We start from the raw sequence: 13026 nt of genomic DNA, 5'->3' as shown, positions 1-13026 counted from the left end.
ATGATCCAGCAGGAGTCACGACTTAAAGTCGCTGACAACACGGGAGCAAAGGAACTTCTTTGCATCCGTGTTTTGGGCGGCTCAGGTCGGCGCTACGCGGGCATTGGCGACACGATTGTCGCCTCCGTTAAGGACGCCATCCCCGGCGGAAACGTCAAAAAGGGTGAGGTAGTCCGCGCGGTTATCGTCCGCACGAAGAAATCGTCACGTCGCTCGGATGGCTCGTACATCCGTTTCGACGAGAACTCGGCAGTCATCTTGAAGACAGATGGCACCGAACCTCGTGGCACGCGTATTTTCGGCCCAGTTGGTCGCGAACTACGCGAGAAGAAGTTTATGCGCATCGTTTCGCTCGCACCGGAGGTGATCTGATGGCCGCGAAGATCAAAAAGGGTGACCTGGTAGAGGTCGTCCGGGGCCGTACCTCGGACCCCAAGAAAATGCAGGCACGCAACGATCGCCGTGAGGCTGAGGGCTTCGAGCCGCTCGCTCCCGGTGACAAGGGCAAGCAGGGTCGCGTCATCAAGGTGTTCCCTTCGGAAGGAACCGTACTGGTCGAAGGTGTCAACCTGAAGACCCGTCACGTTCGTCCGGGCGCCTCTGGTGATCAGGGCGGAATTATCAGCTCTGAAGCACCTATCTCGATCGCAAAGATTGCTCTCGTAGATCCGTCGACCGGCAAGCCCGTTCGCGTTGGATTCCGTGAGGACGTCATCGAGCGCGACGGTAAGAAGAAGACCGTTCGTGTTCGTGTCGCCCGTGGCGGAAGCCGTCGTGGCATTACCCCGGGTAAGGAGCTTGACGCATGAGCCCCCGTTTGAAGGAAAAGTACGAGAACCAGATCAAGGGTGAACTTATTGAAGAGTTCAAGCTTGAGAACGTCATGATGGTTGGCAAGCCCGTCAAGGTGGTTGTCAACATGGGTGTCGGTGAAGCTGCTCGTGATGCGAAGGCACTTGATGGTGCAATCGCTGATCTTCAGGCCATCACCGGACAGAAGCCTCGCATCAACCGTGCCAAGAAGTCGATCGCTCAGTTCAAGCTGCGCGAAGGCCAGGCTATCGGCGCTTCGGTCACCCTTCGTGGCGACCGTATGTGGGAGTTCCTCGACCGCCTCATGTCGGTCTCGCTTCCCCGAATTCGTGACTTCCGTGGTCTGTCACCCAAGCAGTTTGACGGACACGGTAACTACACCTTTGGTTTGACCGAGCAGTCCATGTTCCACGAAATCAACGTTGACAAGATCGACCGTGTTCGCGGTATGGACGTCACCATCGTCACGTCCTCGGATACCGACGAGGAGGGGCGCGAGCTCCTGCGTAAACTCGGTTTCCCCTTCAAGGAGGCCTAAACGATGGCAAAGACATCGCTCAAGATCAAGGCGCGCCGCAAGCCCAAGTTTGCAGTTCGCGCATACACCCGGTGCAACCGTTGCGGCCGTCCCCAATCGGTCTACCGCAAGTTCGGCCTGTGCCGCATCTGCCTGCGTGAGTTGGCCCTCAAGGGTGATCTCCCGGGCGTCACGAAGAGCAGCTGGTAAAACTTACGACGTAGGTCCACGGGTTGAAAGCCCGTTCAAGGAAACCGCGTCGAGGAAGGGGTCCGCCCCAAAATGACAATGACTGATCCAATCGCAGACATGCTGACGCGTCTGCGCAATGCGAACCAGGCTCATCACGAGTCTGTGTCGATGCCCTACTCGAAGCTGAAGAATGCCATCGCGCAGATTCTTCTGAAAGAGGGCTATATAAAGGCTGTTTCGGTTGAGGATGCCCGCGTCGGTAAGACCCTGGTTCTCAGCCTCAAGTATGGAAACAAGCGTGAGCGTGCCATCACCGGCCTCAAGCGCGTTTCCAAGCCGGGTCTGCGTGTTTACGCAAAGTCCACTAACCTCCCGCAGGTGCGTGGTGGCCTGGGCGTGGCGATTCTGTCGACCTCGTCCGGACTGCTCACCGACCGCCAGGCGGCTGACAAGGCCGTGGGCGGCGAAGTCGTTGCCTACGTCTGGTAAGGGGAAAGCGAATGTCACGTATCGGTAAGCAGCCGGTGGCTATTGCCGCTGGTGTAGAAGTAAATGTTGACGGAAACATCGTCACGGTTAAGGGTCCCAAGGGAACCCTTACTCAGGAGCTGCGCTCGCCCATCACCGCTCGTGTTGAGGGTGGCGAAGTCCTGATCGAGCGCGCGGTTGATAGCCGCGATGCACGATCGCTGCACGGTCTGTACCGCACCCTGGTTGCAAATATGGTCGAAGGCGTAACCAATGGTTACTCCAAGACCCTGGAGATCGTCGGTACCGGTTACCGTGCGACCCAGAAGGGCGCCAACGTCGAGTTCGCCCTGGGCTTCTCGCACCCGGTTATCATCGAGCCTGCTGCTGGAATCGAACTTACAGTTCCCTCCCAGACCAAGGTCGTTGTATCGGGCATCGATAAGCAGCAGGTCGGCGAGGTTGCCGCAAGCATTCGTAAGCTTCGTAAGCCAGAGCCTTACAAGGGCAAGGGCATTCGTTACGAGGGCGAAGTTGTACGTCGCAAGGTCGGAAAGGCGGGTAAGTGATGGCTTACGCGGTTAAAGGTAAGGGCAAGTTCGTTGCTCGTAGGCGCCGTCACCAGCGTGTTCGCGCTAAGGTCAGCGGCACAGCCATTTGTCCCCGTCTCGTTGTTACCCGCTCGAACCGTCACATGTTCGTTCAGGTAGTCGACGACGTCGAAGCCAAGACGCTGGTCTGGGCCTCCACTATGGAGCCCGAACTGCGTGGCGATGACGCCAAGAAGACTGATAAAGCCCGCAAGGTCGGTGAGCTTATCGCTCAGCGTGCCAAGGAAGCCGGCATCGAAGAGGTCGTATTTGACCGTGGCGGAAACGCATACCACGGCCGAGTTGCGGCAGTAGCGGAAGGCGCCCGCGAGGGCGGCCTGAAGCTGTAGGCGCGAGTTAAGGAAGAGAGAGTATCTGATGGCTGCACAGCAGCGAGGTAATAACGATCAGGACAGCTCCGCGCGCCAGAGCCGCGATGGAGCAGGTCAGGGCCGGGGCCGTGGTGGCCGCGGTGAAGGCCGTCGTGACAACCGCCGTGAACAGGAACGTAACCAGTACCTGGAGCGCGTCGTAACGATCAACCGCGTGTCGAAGGTTGTGAAGGGTGGACGTCGTTTCTCCTTCACCGCACTCGTGGTCGTCGGTGACGGCGAGGGTATGGTTGGCGTCGGCTACGGCAAGGCCAAGGAAGTTCCCGCGGCTATTGCCAAGGGCGTAGAAGAGGCAAAGAAGAACTTCTTCCGTGTCCCGATGGTTCGCCGTTCGATCCCGCACAAGGTTCAGGGTGAGGATGCCGCAGGCGTCGTCATGCTGCGTCCTGCCGCTCCGGGTACCGGTGTTATCGCCGGTGGTCCGGTCCGCGCAGTACTCGAGTGCGCTGGTATCCACGACGTCCTCACCAAGTCCCTTGGTTCCTCCAATGCCATCAACATCGTCAAGGCGACTGTTGCTGCACTGAAGGAGCTAGAGGAGCCCGAAGCCGTCGCCGCACGCCGTGGCTTGCCGCTGGAACGCGTCGTTCCCGCCGCAATGCTTCGCGCACGCGCCGAGGGAATTGCTGAGAAGAAGGCTGCTGCTGAAGACGCAGAAGCCAAGAAGGCAGCTGCGGGGGTGAGCAACTAATGGCGAAACTTGAGATCACTCTTAAGAAGTCCATTTCTGGTCAGAAGAAGAACATCCAGGAGTCTGCAAAGTCCCTGGGTCTCAAGAAGATCGGTCAGAAGACTGTACGTGAGGACACCCCGATTGTCATCGGTCAGATCCGCACCATCAGGCACCTGGTTGAAGTAGAGGAGGCGAAGTAGGTATGGCAACTAAGAAGAAGAACGCTAACCTGCCCGCCGAGGGTGAAGTCCTGAAGCTGCACCACCTGGCCCCTGCTGCGGGCGCCAAGAAGGCTCGCACTCGTGTGGGTCGTGGTGAAGGCTCCAAGGGTAAGACCGCTGGTCGCGGTACCAAGGGTACCAAGGCTCGCTACCAGGTTCCCCTCGGTTTCGAGGGTGGCCAGATGCCCCTTCACATGCGTCTGCCGAAGCTGCGCGGGTTCAAGAACCCGTTCCGCGTCGAGTACCAGGTTGTCAACCTGGATACCCTGGCTGAGGCATACCCGGAGGGTGGCACCGTTACCGTCGAGGATCTCGTCGCAAAGAACCTGGTTCGCAAGGGCGAACTTGTAAAGGTTCTGGGCGGGGGAGAGCTCAACGTAGCGCTTCAGGTTGAGGTCGACAAGTGGTCGGCTTCCGCTGAGGCAAAAATCAAGGAAGCAGGCGGCTCCCTAGTCGCTCGCTAGTAGAGAGTGGAGGGCGTCAGAAGTTTGACGCCCTCCACTTTTTCCACATAATTTGTGCCTGTTTCGTCGAAGCAGGTAACGTGAACCTGCTCTGCAGTTAGTCTTGATGACTAGACGACTGCGCAATTTTGGCTATTCACCCCTTTTGGGGCATGGAGGACGTGTGTTCAAGGCTTTCGCACAGGCATTCCGCACGCCTGATCTACGACGGAAAATCCTCTTCTCGCTGTTGATCATGGCTCTGTACCGCCTTGGGACGTTCGTTCCCACTCCGGGAGTGTCAGCTTCTAACGTCAACGCCTGCTTGGCGCAACAGGAGTCAACGTCCCTTCTGGACATGTTCAACCTGTTCTCCGGTGGCGCGCTTATGCAGCTCTCAGTCTTTGCGCTGGGGATCATGCCGTACATTACGGCCTCGATCATCATCCAGGTGCTGAGGGTCGCTGTTCCCCGACTGCAGGACCTTCATCTTGAAGGACAGTCGGGTCAGTCAAAGCTGACACAGTACACCCGCTACCTGACGATCTTCTTGGCTGTTCTACAGTCCACCACCATGATTTCTATGGCTGCTTCGGGCCAGATGTTCCCGAACTGTGCCAGCGACGTTATTCCTAATGCGACGTTTACGACCTACCTGTTCATGGTTCTGGTCATGACCGCAGGCACGTCCGTCATCATGTGGTTCGGTGAACTAATTACCGAACGCGGTGTCGGCAACGGTATGTCTCTGCTGATCTTCACCTCGATTGTTTCCACGATGCCGATGCAGCTGTGGGACATCGGATTGACCCGTGGTTGGACCACCGTTTTGGTCATCCTTCTGATTATTCTGGCCGTCACTGTCGCGGTTGTATACGTGGAGCAGGCCCAGAGACGGATCCCTGTTCAGTACGCCAAGCGCATGGTTGGACGCCGAACCTACGGTGGAACGACCACCTACATTCCTCTCAAGATCAACATGGCGGGTGTTATCCCCGTGATCTTCTCGACCTCTATTCTTGGTCTGCCGCCTCTGATCGCCCAGTTCGGGGATCCGAACTCGGCATGGGTCCAGTGGATCGGTCGTAACTTCTCCGGCCAGGACGGCTGGTACATGGTGATGAACGCACTGCTTATCATCGCCTTCGCGTTCTTCTACACCTCGATTACGTTCAACCCGGATGAGGTCGCGGACAATATGAAACGCTACGGCGGGTTCATCCCGGGCTACCGCGCTGGTAAGCCAACCGCTGATTACCTGCGCTATGTCATCAACCGAATCACCACGGTGGGTGCCCTCTACCTGGCGATCATTGCGATCCTTCCTTCCATTCTGATGGTTCCACTGAGGCTTGGTCCCGGTCAGATGCCGTTCGGTGGCACGACCCTGCTGATCATGGTTGGCGTTGGCCTCCAAACGGTTAAAGAAATTAACTCTCAGCTGCAGCAACATCACTATGAGGGGTTCCTCAAGTGACCAGGGTGATCTTTCTGGGACCACCTGCAGTAGGCAAGGGAACGCAGGCCACCTGGCTGGCAGAGAAGCTCGGTATTCCGACCGTCTCAACCGGACAGATTTTTCGCAGCAACATCGATGAGGGGACAGAGTTGGGTCGCCTCGCGGACAGCTACATCTCTCGCGGTAAGTTTGTCCCCGACTCAATTACGGTCCCGATGGTTGATGCGCGACTCTCCGCCCCGGATGTCGAGGACGGCTTCATCCTTGACGGCTTTCCCCGCAACCTGAACCAGGCGCACGCACTGCGTGATCTGCTTGCCAAGCGCGGTGTCTCACTAGATGTCGTAATCGAACTTGAGGCCCCTGAGGAAGTCGTTGTCGAGAGACTTCAGATGCGCGCCGGCATTGAAAAACGTTCGGATGATCGAGTTGAGGTTTTCGTGCAGCGACTGCAGGACTACCACGAGCTCACAGAGCCGATTGCCACCTACTATGCGGATCAGGACCTTCTTGAGGTCGTGGATGCCGCTAAGACACGCGAGGAGATCCACGAGGATATCCTGGCTGTCCTGTCCTCAAAGGGGCTGTGCAGCAAGTGAGGCGACCGACTGTGATGTCGAATGTTGAGCTGGAGTACATGCGTGAAGCCGGGCAGGTTGTCGCTGCCATTCACTCGGCACTAATCGAGGCCACGGCGCCGGGAAAGACCACGGCGGAACTTGACCAGGTCGTGGCGCAGGTTGTGGCACGCGCCGGCGCTAAGCCAAACTTCCTCCACTATCAGGGATTTCCAGCAACTGTCTGCATTTCGGTGAATGACGAGGTCGTTCACGGGATCCCTGGCTCACGCACCTTGCAGCTGGGCGACATCGTGTCATACGACTGTGGCGCCTACGTGGTTCGCGATGGCAAGAAGTGGCACGGTGACGCCGCGGTAACGGTGATAGTGGGGGACCGCCACATCACCGACGCGGGGTTTGTGAATGGCGAACACTCCACCGAGATCGTTGACGGTGTCAGTACCGTCGACCTCGAACGACGCCGCGCCCTGTCGGCGGTGACGCGGGGTTCGATGTGGGCGGGAATCGCAGCTGTCGCGAAGGCCCGGCGGATCAATGACATCGGTGCCGCGATTGAGGACTTCGTTGATGAGCGAGCCCCCGGGATTAAGGCAGAGCAGGGGTGGACGCCGGAGATCATTGAGGGATACACCGGGCACGGGATTGGGAACAACCTCCATGAGGATCCCACCGTCTACAACTACCGCACCCGCGGTCGCAGCCCAAAGGTCGTTCCCGGTATGGCACTTTGCATTGAGCCGATGGTAATCGCGGGGGACTCGTCCTCGACAGTCCTCGACGATGACTGGACGGTTGTGACGATTGAGGGTACGGATGCGGCCCACTGGGAGCATACGGTCGCCATCGGTACTAAGGGAATTTCAGTGTTGACATCCCCTGATGCCGGAGCCACGGCCCTGGCGCCCTACGGGATTACCCCAATCACAGACTTCACTGTCTAGACACCAGCGACTTTCGTGAGTTCGCTAACTCGGACGGCCCTGCTCTTTTCTCGACTGGGATTACTCGACTAGGCTAAACAGTCGGGCATACTCATTTTGGATGCCACTGGCTAAGTTAAGGACTTGCGGACTTTATGGCAAAAAAAGATGGCGTGATCGAAGTCGAAGGAAATGTTGTTGAGGCACTTCCCAATGCGATGTTTCGTGTCGAACTCGAAAACGGACACATCGTTCTGGCGCACATCTCTGGAAAGATGCGTCAGCACTACATCCGAATACTGCCGGATGACCGCGTAGTTGTAGAGCTCAGCCCATATGACTTGACCCGGGGACGGATCGTCTACCGGTACAAGTAAGGCCAGGTTGGTTAACTTCGTTCGGAGCATTGCTTCGGGGGAAGAGGCCTCGACAGTCGCGTCAGCGACAAAGGAAAAGCAATGAAAGTTAAACCAAGCGTTAAGAAGATCTGTGACAAGTGCAAGGTGATTCGTCGCCACGGCATCGTCATGGTGATTTGCGAGAACCCCCGCCACAAGCAGCGCCAGGGCTGACCTAGGTCAGAATGGCGCCCGGGTCACCGGGTGGCAATGGAAGTGCTTTCTCGAACCGGACAAATGTCCGGGGACCCTCGGTTCGAAGGCCGGGGCTGCGCGTAAGAGCAATGTCGCAGTAGAGAAAGTGACACCTTCGAAAACAATGGAGCAAAAGGAACATGGCACGTATCGCCGGCGTTGACCTCCCCCGCGACAAGCGGCTTGAGGTTGCGCTTACCTACATTTACGGCATTGGCCGTACCCGTTCGAAAGAAATGCTTGCGGCAACGGGCATCAACCCCGACCTGCGCGTGAAGGACACCTCGGAAGAAGACCTGGTTGCCCTTCGTCAGTACATTGACGCCAACTTTGAAGTTGAAGGCGACCTGCGACGCGAAGTTCAGGCCGATATTCGTCGCAAGATCGAGATCGGTAGCTACCAGGGCATGCGCCACCGTCGTGGCCTGCCGGTACGCGGACAGCGCACCAAGACCAACGCACGTACCCGCAAGGGACCGAAGCGCACTGTCGCCGGTAAGAAGAAGTAGACGGGTAGGTAGAACACATGGCACAGAAGACCCGCGCCACGACCGCGCGTAAGCCGCGTCGTAAAGAGCGTAGGAACGTAACCAACGGACAGGCACACATCCGTTCGACGTTCAACAACACGATCATCTCCATCACCGACACCACCGGTGCCGTGATTGCACAGTGCTCCTCCGGCCAGGTTGGCTTCAAGGGTTCACGTAAGTCGACTCCTTTCGCCGCTCAGCTTGCTGCAGAAGCAGCTGCGCGCCGTGCCCAGGAACAGGGCATGAAGAAGGTTGATGTCTTCGTCAAGGGTCCGGGTTCGGGCCGCGAGACCGCAATTCGTTCGCTTCAGGCAGCTGGGCTTGAGGTTGGCACCATTCAGGATGTCACCCCCCAGGCATTCAATGGTTGCCGTCCCCCCAAGCGTCGACGCGGCTAGTTGACTTCCTCCCGTGGGCGGCTCCGGCCGCCCTCGGGAACATCTCATAGGTAACTTCCCGCCCCGCGCGGATCCGCCCTCGGTGTCATATAGCGGTCACCGAGAAGAAAGGAATCAACGTGCTTATTGCACAGCGACCAATCCTCACTGAAGAAGTCATTTCCGATAATCGTTCGCGCTTTACCCTGGAGCCTCTTGAGCCTGGGTTTGGCTACACGCTTGGCAACTCTCTCCGTCGCACACTGCTGTCGTCCATTCCGGGCGCTGCAGTCACCTCACTCCGTATCGAAGGCGTACCCCACGAGTTCGAGACGATTGAGGGTGTGAAGGAAGACGTTTCTGAGATCATCCTGAACATCAAGCAGCTGGTTCTGTCTTCGGACAATGATGAGCCGGTGGTCATGTACCTGCGTAAATCAGGTCCCGGCGTTGTTCTTGCCTCAGACATCACCCCTCCGACCGGCGTTGAGATTCACAACCCGGACCTGCTGATCGCGACTTTGAATGAGCGCGGCAAGCTGGAGGCGGAGCTGACTGTGGAGCGTGGCCGTGGCTACGTTTCATCGGCTCAGAACAAGCACTTTGATGCTTCTTATGACGAGATCCCCGTGGACTCCATCTACTCGCCCGTCCTCAAGGTTACGTACCGTGTTGAGGCGACGCGTGTTGAGCAGCGAACCGACTTCGACCGCCTCGTCCTCGACGTGGAAACGAAGCCGTCTATCGCCGCTCGTGATGCTGTCGCATCGGCGGGTAAGACACTTGTTGAGCTGTTCGGTTTGGCACGCGACCTGAACGTCGAGGCCGAGGGAATCGAGATTGGCGTTGCCGCCACCGATGAGACCCTGGCTGCGGACCTGGCGCTGCCGATTGAAACACTGAACCTGCAGTCCCGTTCGTACAACGCCCTGCGTCGCCGCGGTATTCTCACCGTCGGTGAACTGGTCGCTCACAGCGAGGCTGACCTGCTCGACATCCGTAACTTCGGAACCAAGTCGATTGAGGAAATCAAGGAGGCCCTGGCGGGCCTCGGGATGGCCCTCAAGGACTCGGTACTGCCCGGTGAGGGTGGCGAAGCCGGAGAGTCCATCTTCAGTGATGATCTGGGCCTCTAGCCCAACCACTTTTTGATCCAACTTTAAGTTTATTCAGGAGCATTCATGCCCACTCCTAAGAAGGGCCCCCGGCTCGGCGCCAGCGCGTCACACCAGAAGAAGATTCTGGCGAATCTTTCGACCCAGCTGATCTACAACCGTTCGTTGAAGACCACTCAGGCTAAGGCGAAGACTCTTCAGCCTTACTTTGAGAAGCTGATTACCAAGGCGAAGTCAGGTTCAATCCACGATCGACGTATCGTTGCCAAGAAGATCCAGGATCGCGACGCAGTTTACGAACTGTTCGATGTTCTGACCCCTGAGATCGACCCGGCTCGCAATGGCGGTTACACCCGCATCACCCACGTTGGCAACCGCAAGGGCGACAACGCCCCCATGTGCGTCATCGAGGTTGTTCTTGAGCCAGTCGTCAAGAAGGCTACGGTCAAGACTGCTGAGAACATCGCTGCTGCAGCGGTTGCCGAAGCTGTCGTTGAGGAGCCCGTTGTCGAAGAGGTAGTTGTCGACGAGGTCGCCCCGACCGAAGAGGTAGCTGTCGAAGAAGACGACAAGTAACTCACGTATCAAGTTGATCGCCCGGTTCCTTTGGATCCGGGCGATCTTCATTTGGCAGTGCTCCCATGGGTCAGAGTTAGCTTGGTGGGAAGGTAGGTTGGTGTCATGGCAAGCAACCGTTCTCTCACCCTCTGCATTGACTGCGGTGGGGGTGGCATCAAGGGCTCCGTGGTGGATGAGTTCGGCACCGTTGTGAGCACCCCCGTTCGCCGCCGAGTGCCGTATCCGCTGTCGCCTGAGCTGCTGGTTGCAACGATCGTCCAGATCGCTGAACTTCTCCCCGCGGCCAACCGTGTCACGGTGGGAATGCCGGGGATGATTCGCCACGGACGTGTCATAGCCACCCCGCACTACATCACCAGGGACGGCCCCCGTTCGAAGGTGCTGCCAGAACTGCGGGACCTGTGGCAGGGCTTCGATATGAAGGGTGCTATTGAGGAGGCCTTTGGGCTTCCTGCCCTGGTCCTCAACGATGCTGAGGTGGCGGGGGCCGGAGTCATCACAGGGACCGGCCTCGAAATGATCATCACCCTGGGAACCGGCCTCGGGAACGCAGTCTTCAACTCGGGGGTCCTGGCCCCCCATGCTGAGCTCTCGCAGGGTCTGGTCCGCTGGGGACTGACCTATGACGACTACATTGGAGAGCACGAACGGCTTCGACTGGGCGACGCCCACTGGTCTCGGCGAATCCGCCGGGTTATCGATGGCTTCCGTCCGGTCTACATGTGGGACCGCCTATACGTTGGGGGCGGAAATGCCTCCCGGATTATCATGCCCCCGCGAAACTCCCTTTCAGAGAACATCATCTTCGTTCGTAACGAAGCGGGGATTTTCGGGGGTGTACGGGCCTGGGAGCTGCCGCACCTAGGAGGGGAAGGGGGGCGTGATGATAGATCAGACTCGACGACTTCGCCTTGATCTTCGCTACGACGGCACTGACTTTCACGGCTGGGCCAAGCAGGATGGACTGCGTACGGTTCAGGGTGAGGTCGAAGCCGCCCTCGCCACCATCCTGCGCCAACCGGCAGGACTGACTGTTGCGGGACGCACTGATGCCGGCGTCCACGCCAGGGCGCAGGTGGCGCACCTGGACATCGTGGGCCAGGTCAACGGCGAGGGGTTGCCGACCTTCCCGAGAGCGCTCGGGAACTTTACAGAGGGCGACCTAAGAGCTTTTCGTGACCGCCTCAATGCGCTGCTGGGAGCGTCCTACTCGGAGCGCTGGCGAAGGGTGCTTGAGGGCGCTGAGCTGTCCCGCGGCATCCTCGCGAAGGGAGAGTCGGATGTCATTCTCACCCGGGTCTCCCAGGTGTCAGGGGACTTTGATGCCCGATTCTCAGCGTTGCAGCGTTCCTATGAGTACCTCATTGTTGACGCCGCCGAGTCGCGGGATCCGCTCACTCGGCGCAACCACTGGTGGACTAGCACCGGACCCCTGAGTACCGATCAGATGCGGGATGCAGCCCAACAACTGCTTGGTGAACACGACTTCCTTAGCTTCTGCAAGCCGCGGGAGGGCGCGACAACAATCCGTACCCTGCGTCGACTAGATGTTGAGCGTAAGGCGGACGGTGCCGTCGAAGTCCACGTCGAGGCCGATGCGTTCTGTCACTCGATGGTGCGGTCCCTTGTCGGCGCCCTCGTCGAGGTCGGACGCGGGGCGAAAACCGCCGCGTGGGCCCGGTCCCTGGTCGACCAACCCACGCGAGGACACGGTGTTCCCGTTGCTCCCGCCCGGGGACTGACACTTCTAGGTGTGAGCTATCCGCCGGAGACGGAATGGGCACTTCAGTCTGGTCGGGCGCGCCGTCTGCGCACTCTCCCGGGGGCGGAAGACTGTGGTTGCTAAGTGGGTGAGGCGACTGAGGAGTCAGGCACATTTTTCGGGCACCTTTGACCGTTGTGAACACCGGTCTATACACTGGACGCTGTTGTGTGGTCCGTGTACTGAACACCTCCCACTCGTTCTATACGCCAGACGCTCCGTGAAATCCGGACTTATGTCTGCTCCACGCAACGGTGACTTTAAAGTGAACAGGGACTCCGGCCGCCGCCCGCTGGCAGTGTGAGACTCCGTTCCAAATGAAAAGAATTGAAGGCTAGACAGGTGCGCACTTACTCACCGAAACCTGGCGATGCGGACAAGAAGTGGTACGTCATCGACGCAACTGATGCCGTCCTCGGACGTCTCTCCGCCCAGGTCGCCACGCTGCTCCGTGGCAAGCACAAGCCGACGTTTGCTCCCAATGCAGACATGGGCGACTACGTTATCGTGATCAACGCAGACAAGATCGTCCTCACGGGCAACAAGCTTGATCAGAAGATGGCATACAGCCACTCCGGTTTCCCGGGCGGCCTGAAGACGGTGTCCTACCGCACCCTCATGGACAAGCACCCTGAGCGCGCGATTGAGAAGGCTGTTTGGGGCATGATTCCTCACAACTCTCTTGGTCGTCAGCAGATCAAGAAGCTGCACGTCTACGCGGGTCCTGAGCACCCCCATGCCGCTCAGATGCCCACCCCTTACCAGCTGAAGCAGGTCGCCCAGTAACTCGGGCGCCGA

General features: G+C 58.5%; 22 protein-coding genes. All 22 read left to right on the top strand.

The window, feature by feature from the left end; genetic code table 11:
* The 22 genes from rplN (at nt 1) to rplM (ending at nt 13014) form a co-directional block, all read left to right on the top strand.
* A complete protein-coding gene (gene rplN / locus CS903_RS00565) occupies nt 1–372 on the top strand; it encodes a 50S ribosomal protein L14 (RefSeq protein WP_099331609.1) in 372 nt (123 codons plus the stop codon).
* On the top strand, nt 372–809 hold the full coding sequence (gene rplX / locus CS903_RS00560) for a 50S ribosomal protein L24 (protein WP_099331608.1): 438 nt from the start codon (nt 372–374) through the stop codon (nt 807–809). Before rplN ends, rplX begins: the two co-directional genes overlap by 1 nt.
* Complete coding sequence (rplE, locus tag CS903_RS00555; RefSeq protein ID WP_099331607.1) at nt 806–1351, top strand: 50S ribosomal protein L5; 546 nt, start codon at nt 806–808, stop codon at nt 1349–1351. Before rplX ends, rplE begins: the two co-directional genes overlap by 4 nt.
* Before the next feature lie 3 nt (nt 1352–1354).
* Nucleotides 1355–1540, top strand: a complete 186-nt coding sequence (locus CS903_RS00550) for a type Z 30S ribosomal protein S14 (protein ID WP_099331606.1) — start codon at nt 1355–1357, stop codon at nt 1538–1540.
* A 72-nt stretch (nt 1541–1612) separates the two neighbouring features.
* A complete protein-coding gene (gene rpsH / locus CS903_RS00545) occupies nt 1613–2011 on the top strand; it encodes a 30S ribosomal protein S8 (RefSeq protein ID WP_099331605.1) in 399 nt (132 codons plus the stop codon).
* A gap of 11 nt (nt 2012–2022) precedes the next feature.
* Nucleotides 2023–2559, top strand: coding sequence for a 50S ribosomal protein L6 (rplF, locus tag CS903_RS00540; RefSeq protein ID WP_099331604.1), 537 nt, complete (start codon nt 2023–2025; stop codon nt 2557–2559).
* Nucleotides 2559–2930 carry a 50S ribosomal protein L18 gene (gene rplR / locus CS903_RS00535; RefSeq protein ID WP_099331871.1) on the top strand — a complete coding sequence of 124 codons (372 nt, stop codon included), beginning with the start codon at nt 2559–2561 and terminating at the stop codon, nt 2928–2930. Before rplF ends, rplR begins: the two co-directional genes overlap by 1 nt.
* A gap of 28 nt (nt 2931–2958) precedes the next feature.
* A complete protein-coding gene (gene rpsE / locus CS903_RS00530) occupies nt 2959–3663 on the top strand; it encodes a 30S ribosomal protein S5 (protein WP_099331603.1) in 705 nt (234 codons plus the stop codon).
* On the top strand, nt 3663–3845 hold the full coding sequence (gene rpmD, locus CS903_RS00525) for a 50S ribosomal protein L30 (RefSeq protein ID WP_099331602.1): 183 nt from the start codon (nt 3663–3665) through the stop codon (nt 3843–3845). Before rpsE ends, rpmD begins: the two co-directional genes overlap by 1 nt.
* A 2-nt stretch (nt 3846–3847) precedes the next feature.
* Nucleotides 3848–4330 carry a 50S ribosomal protein L15 gene (gene rplO, locus CS903_RS00520; RefSeq protein WP_099331601.1) on the top strand — a complete coding sequence of 161 codons (483 nt, stop codon included), beginning with the start codon at nt 3848–3850 and terminating at the stop codon, nt 4328–4330.
* 163 nt (nt 4331–4493) lie between these two features.
* Nucleotides 4494–5786 (top strand): preprotein translocase subunit SecY, encoded by a 1293-nt coding sequence (secY, locus tag CS903_RS00515; protein ID WP_099331600.1) that lies wholly within the window; start codon nt 4494–4496, stop codon nt 5784–5786.
* Nucleotides 5783–6367, top strand: coding sequence for an adenylate kinase (locus CS903_RS00510; RefSeq protein ID WP_099331599.1), 585 nt, complete (start codon nt 5783–5785; stop codon nt 6365–6367). The genes secY and CS903_RS00510 overlap by 4 nt, the downstream gene beginning before the upstream one ends.
* A 14-nt stretch (nt 6368–6381) precedes the next feature.
* The gene (locus CS903_RS00505) at nt 6382–7290 is read left to right on the top strand and encodes a type I methionyl aminopeptidase (protein ID WP_099331598.1); all 909 of its coding nucleotides are present in this window, start codon (nt 6382–6384) and stop codon (nt 7288–7290) included.
* Between the two features lie 134 nt (nt 7291–7424).
* The gene (gene infA, locus CS903_RS00500) at nt 7425–7646 is read left to right on the top strand and encodes a translation initiation factor IF-1 (protein ID WP_099331597.1); all 222 of its coding nucleotides are present in this window, start codon (nt 7425–7427) and stop codon (nt 7644–7646) included.
* A gap of 81 nt (nt 7647–7727) precedes the next feature.
* Nucleotides 7728–7841 (top strand): 50S ribosomal protein L36, encoded by a 114-nt coding sequence (gene rpmJ / locus CS903_RS00495; protein WP_099331596.1) that lies wholly within the window; start codon nt 7728–7730, stop codon nt 7839–7841.
* 161 nt (nt 7842–8002) lie between these two features.
* Entirely contained in the window at nt 8003–8371 is a 369-nt protein-coding gene (rpsM, locus tag CS903_RS00490; RefSeq protein WP_099331595.1) for a 30S ribosomal protein S13, read from the top strand.
* Between the two features lie 17 nt (nt 8372–8388).
* Entirely contained in the window at nt 8389–8793 is a 405-nt protein-coding gene (gene rpsK, locus CS903_RS00485) for a 30S ribosomal protein S11 (protein ID WP_099331594.1), read from the top strand.
* 119 nt (nt 8794–8912) lie between these two features.
* Nucleotides 8913–9908 carry a DNA-directed RNA polymerase subunit alpha gene (locus tag CS903_RS00480; RefSeq protein ID WP_099331593.1) on the top strand — a complete coding sequence of 332 codons (996 nt, stop codon included), beginning with the start codon at nt 8913–8915 and terminating at the stop codon, nt 9906–9908.
* Between the two features lie 45 nt (nt 9909–9953).
* Nucleotides 9954–10463, top strand: a complete 510-nt coding sequence (rplQ, locus tag CS903_RS00475) for a 50S ribosomal protein L17 (protein ID WP_099331592.1) — start codon at nt 9954–9956, stop codon at nt 10461–10463.
* Between the two features lie 105 nt (nt 10464–10568).
* Nucleotides 10569–11381 (top strand): ROK family protein, encoded by an 813-nt coding sequence (locus tag CS903_RS00470; RefSeq protein ID WP_099331591.1) that lies wholly within the window; start codon nt 10569–10571, stop codon nt 11379–11381.
* On the top strand, nt 11350–12312 hold the full coding sequence (truA, locus tag CS903_RS00465) for a tRNA pseudouridine(38-40) synthase TruA (protein ID WP_099331590.1): 963 nt from the start codon (nt 11350–11352) through the stop codon (nt 12310–12312). The genes CS903_RS00470 and truA overlap by 32 nt, the downstream gene beginning before the upstream one ends.
* A gap of 258 nt (nt 12313–12570) precedes the next feature.
* The gene (gene rplM, locus CS903_RS00460; RefSeq protein ID WP_099331589.1) at nt 12571–13014 is read left to right on the top strand and encodes a 50S ribosomal protein L13; all 444 of its coding nucleotides are present in this window, start codon (nt 12571–12573) and stop codon (nt 13012–13014) included.
* Nucleotides 13015–13026: the final 12 nt, after the last annotated feature.

The sequence above is a fragment of the Actinomyces minihominis genome (assembly GCF_900187855.1).
In the GTDB taxonomy this organism is placed as follows: domain Bacteria; phylum Actinomycetota; class Actinomycetes; order Actinomycetales; family Actinomycetaceae; genus Scrofimicrobium; species Scrofimicrobium minihominis.
This window is presented reverse-complemented; position numbering and strand designations above follow the sequence as displayed.

What these genes read in the sequence shown, in the direction of transcription:
- rplR (WP_099331871.1), top strand. Translation starts at nt 2,559, where the DNA reads ATGGCTTACGCGGTTAAAGGTAAGGGCAAGTTCGTTGCTCGTAGGCGC.
- rpmD (WP_099331602.1), top strand. Translation starts at nt 3,663, where the DNA reads ATGGCGAAACTTGAGATCACTCTTAAGAAGTCCATTTCTGGTCAGAAG.
- CS903_RS00505 (WP_099331598.1), top strand. Translation starts at nt 6,382, where the DNA reads ATGTCGAATGTTGAGCTGGAGTACATGCGTGAAGCCGGGCAGGTTGTC.
- rplN (WP_099331609.1), top strand. Translation starts at nt 1, where the DNA reads ATGATCCAGCAGGAGTCACGACTTAAAGTCGCTGACAACACGGGAGCA.
- rplF (WP_099331604.1), top strand. Translation starts at nt 2,023, where the DNA reads ATGTCACGTATCGGTAAGCAGCCGGTGGCTATTGCCGCTGGTGTAGAA.
- rpsH (WP_099331605.1), top strand. Translation starts at nt 1,613, where the DNA reads ATGACAATGACTGATCCAATCGCAGACATGCTGACGCGTCTGCGCAAT.
- rpsE (WP_099331603.1), top strand. Translation starts at nt 2,959, where the DNA reads ATGGCTGCACAGCAGCGAGGTAATAACGATCAGGACAGCTCCGCGCGC.
- infA (WP_099331597.1), top strand. Translation starts at nt 7,425, where the DNA reads ATGGCAAAAAAAGATGGCGTGATCGAAGTCGAAGGAAATGTTGTTGAG.
- rplO (WP_099331601.1), top strand. Translation starts at nt 3,848, where the DNA reads ATGGCAACTAAGAAGAAGAACGCTAACCTGCCCGCCGAGGGTGAAGTC.
- rpsM (WP_099331595.1), top strand. Translation starts at nt 8,003, where the DNA reads ATGGCACGTATCGCCGGCGTTGACCTCCCCCGCGACAAGCGGCTTGAG.
- CS903_RS00550 (WP_099331606.1), top strand. Translation starts at nt 1,355, where the DNA reads ATGGCAAAGACATCGCTCAAGATCAAGGCGCGCCGCAAGCCCAAGTTT.
- rplQ (WP_099331592.1), top strand. Translation starts at nt 9,954, where the DNA reads ATGCCCACTCCTAAGAAGGGCCCCCGGCTCGGCGCCAGCGCGTCACAC.
- rplX (WP_099331608.1), top strand. Translation starts at nt 372, where the DNA reads ATGGCCGCGAAGATCAAAAAGGGTGACCTGGTAGAGGTCGTCCGGGGC.
- rpsK (WP_099331594.1), top strand. Translation starts at nt 8,389, where the DNA reads ATGGCACAGAAGACCCGCGCCACGACCGCGCGTAAGCCGCGTCGTAAA.
- truA (WP_099331590.1), top strand. Translation starts at nt 11,350, where the DNA reads ATGATAGATCAGACTCGACGACTTCGCCTTGATCTTCGCTACGACGGC.
- rplE (WP_099331607.1), top strand. Translation starts at nt 806, where the DNA reads ATGAGCCCCCGTTTGAAGGAAAAGTACGAGAACCAGATCAAGGGTGAA.
- rpmJ (WP_099331596.1), top strand. Translation starts at nt 7,728, where the DNA reads ATGAAAGTTAAACCAAGCGTTAAGAAGATCTGTGACAAGTGCAAGGTG.
- CS903_RS00470 (WP_099331591.1), top strand. Translation starts at nt 10,569, where the DNA reads ATGGCAAGCAACCGTTCTCTCACCCTCTGCATTGACTGCGGTGGGGGT.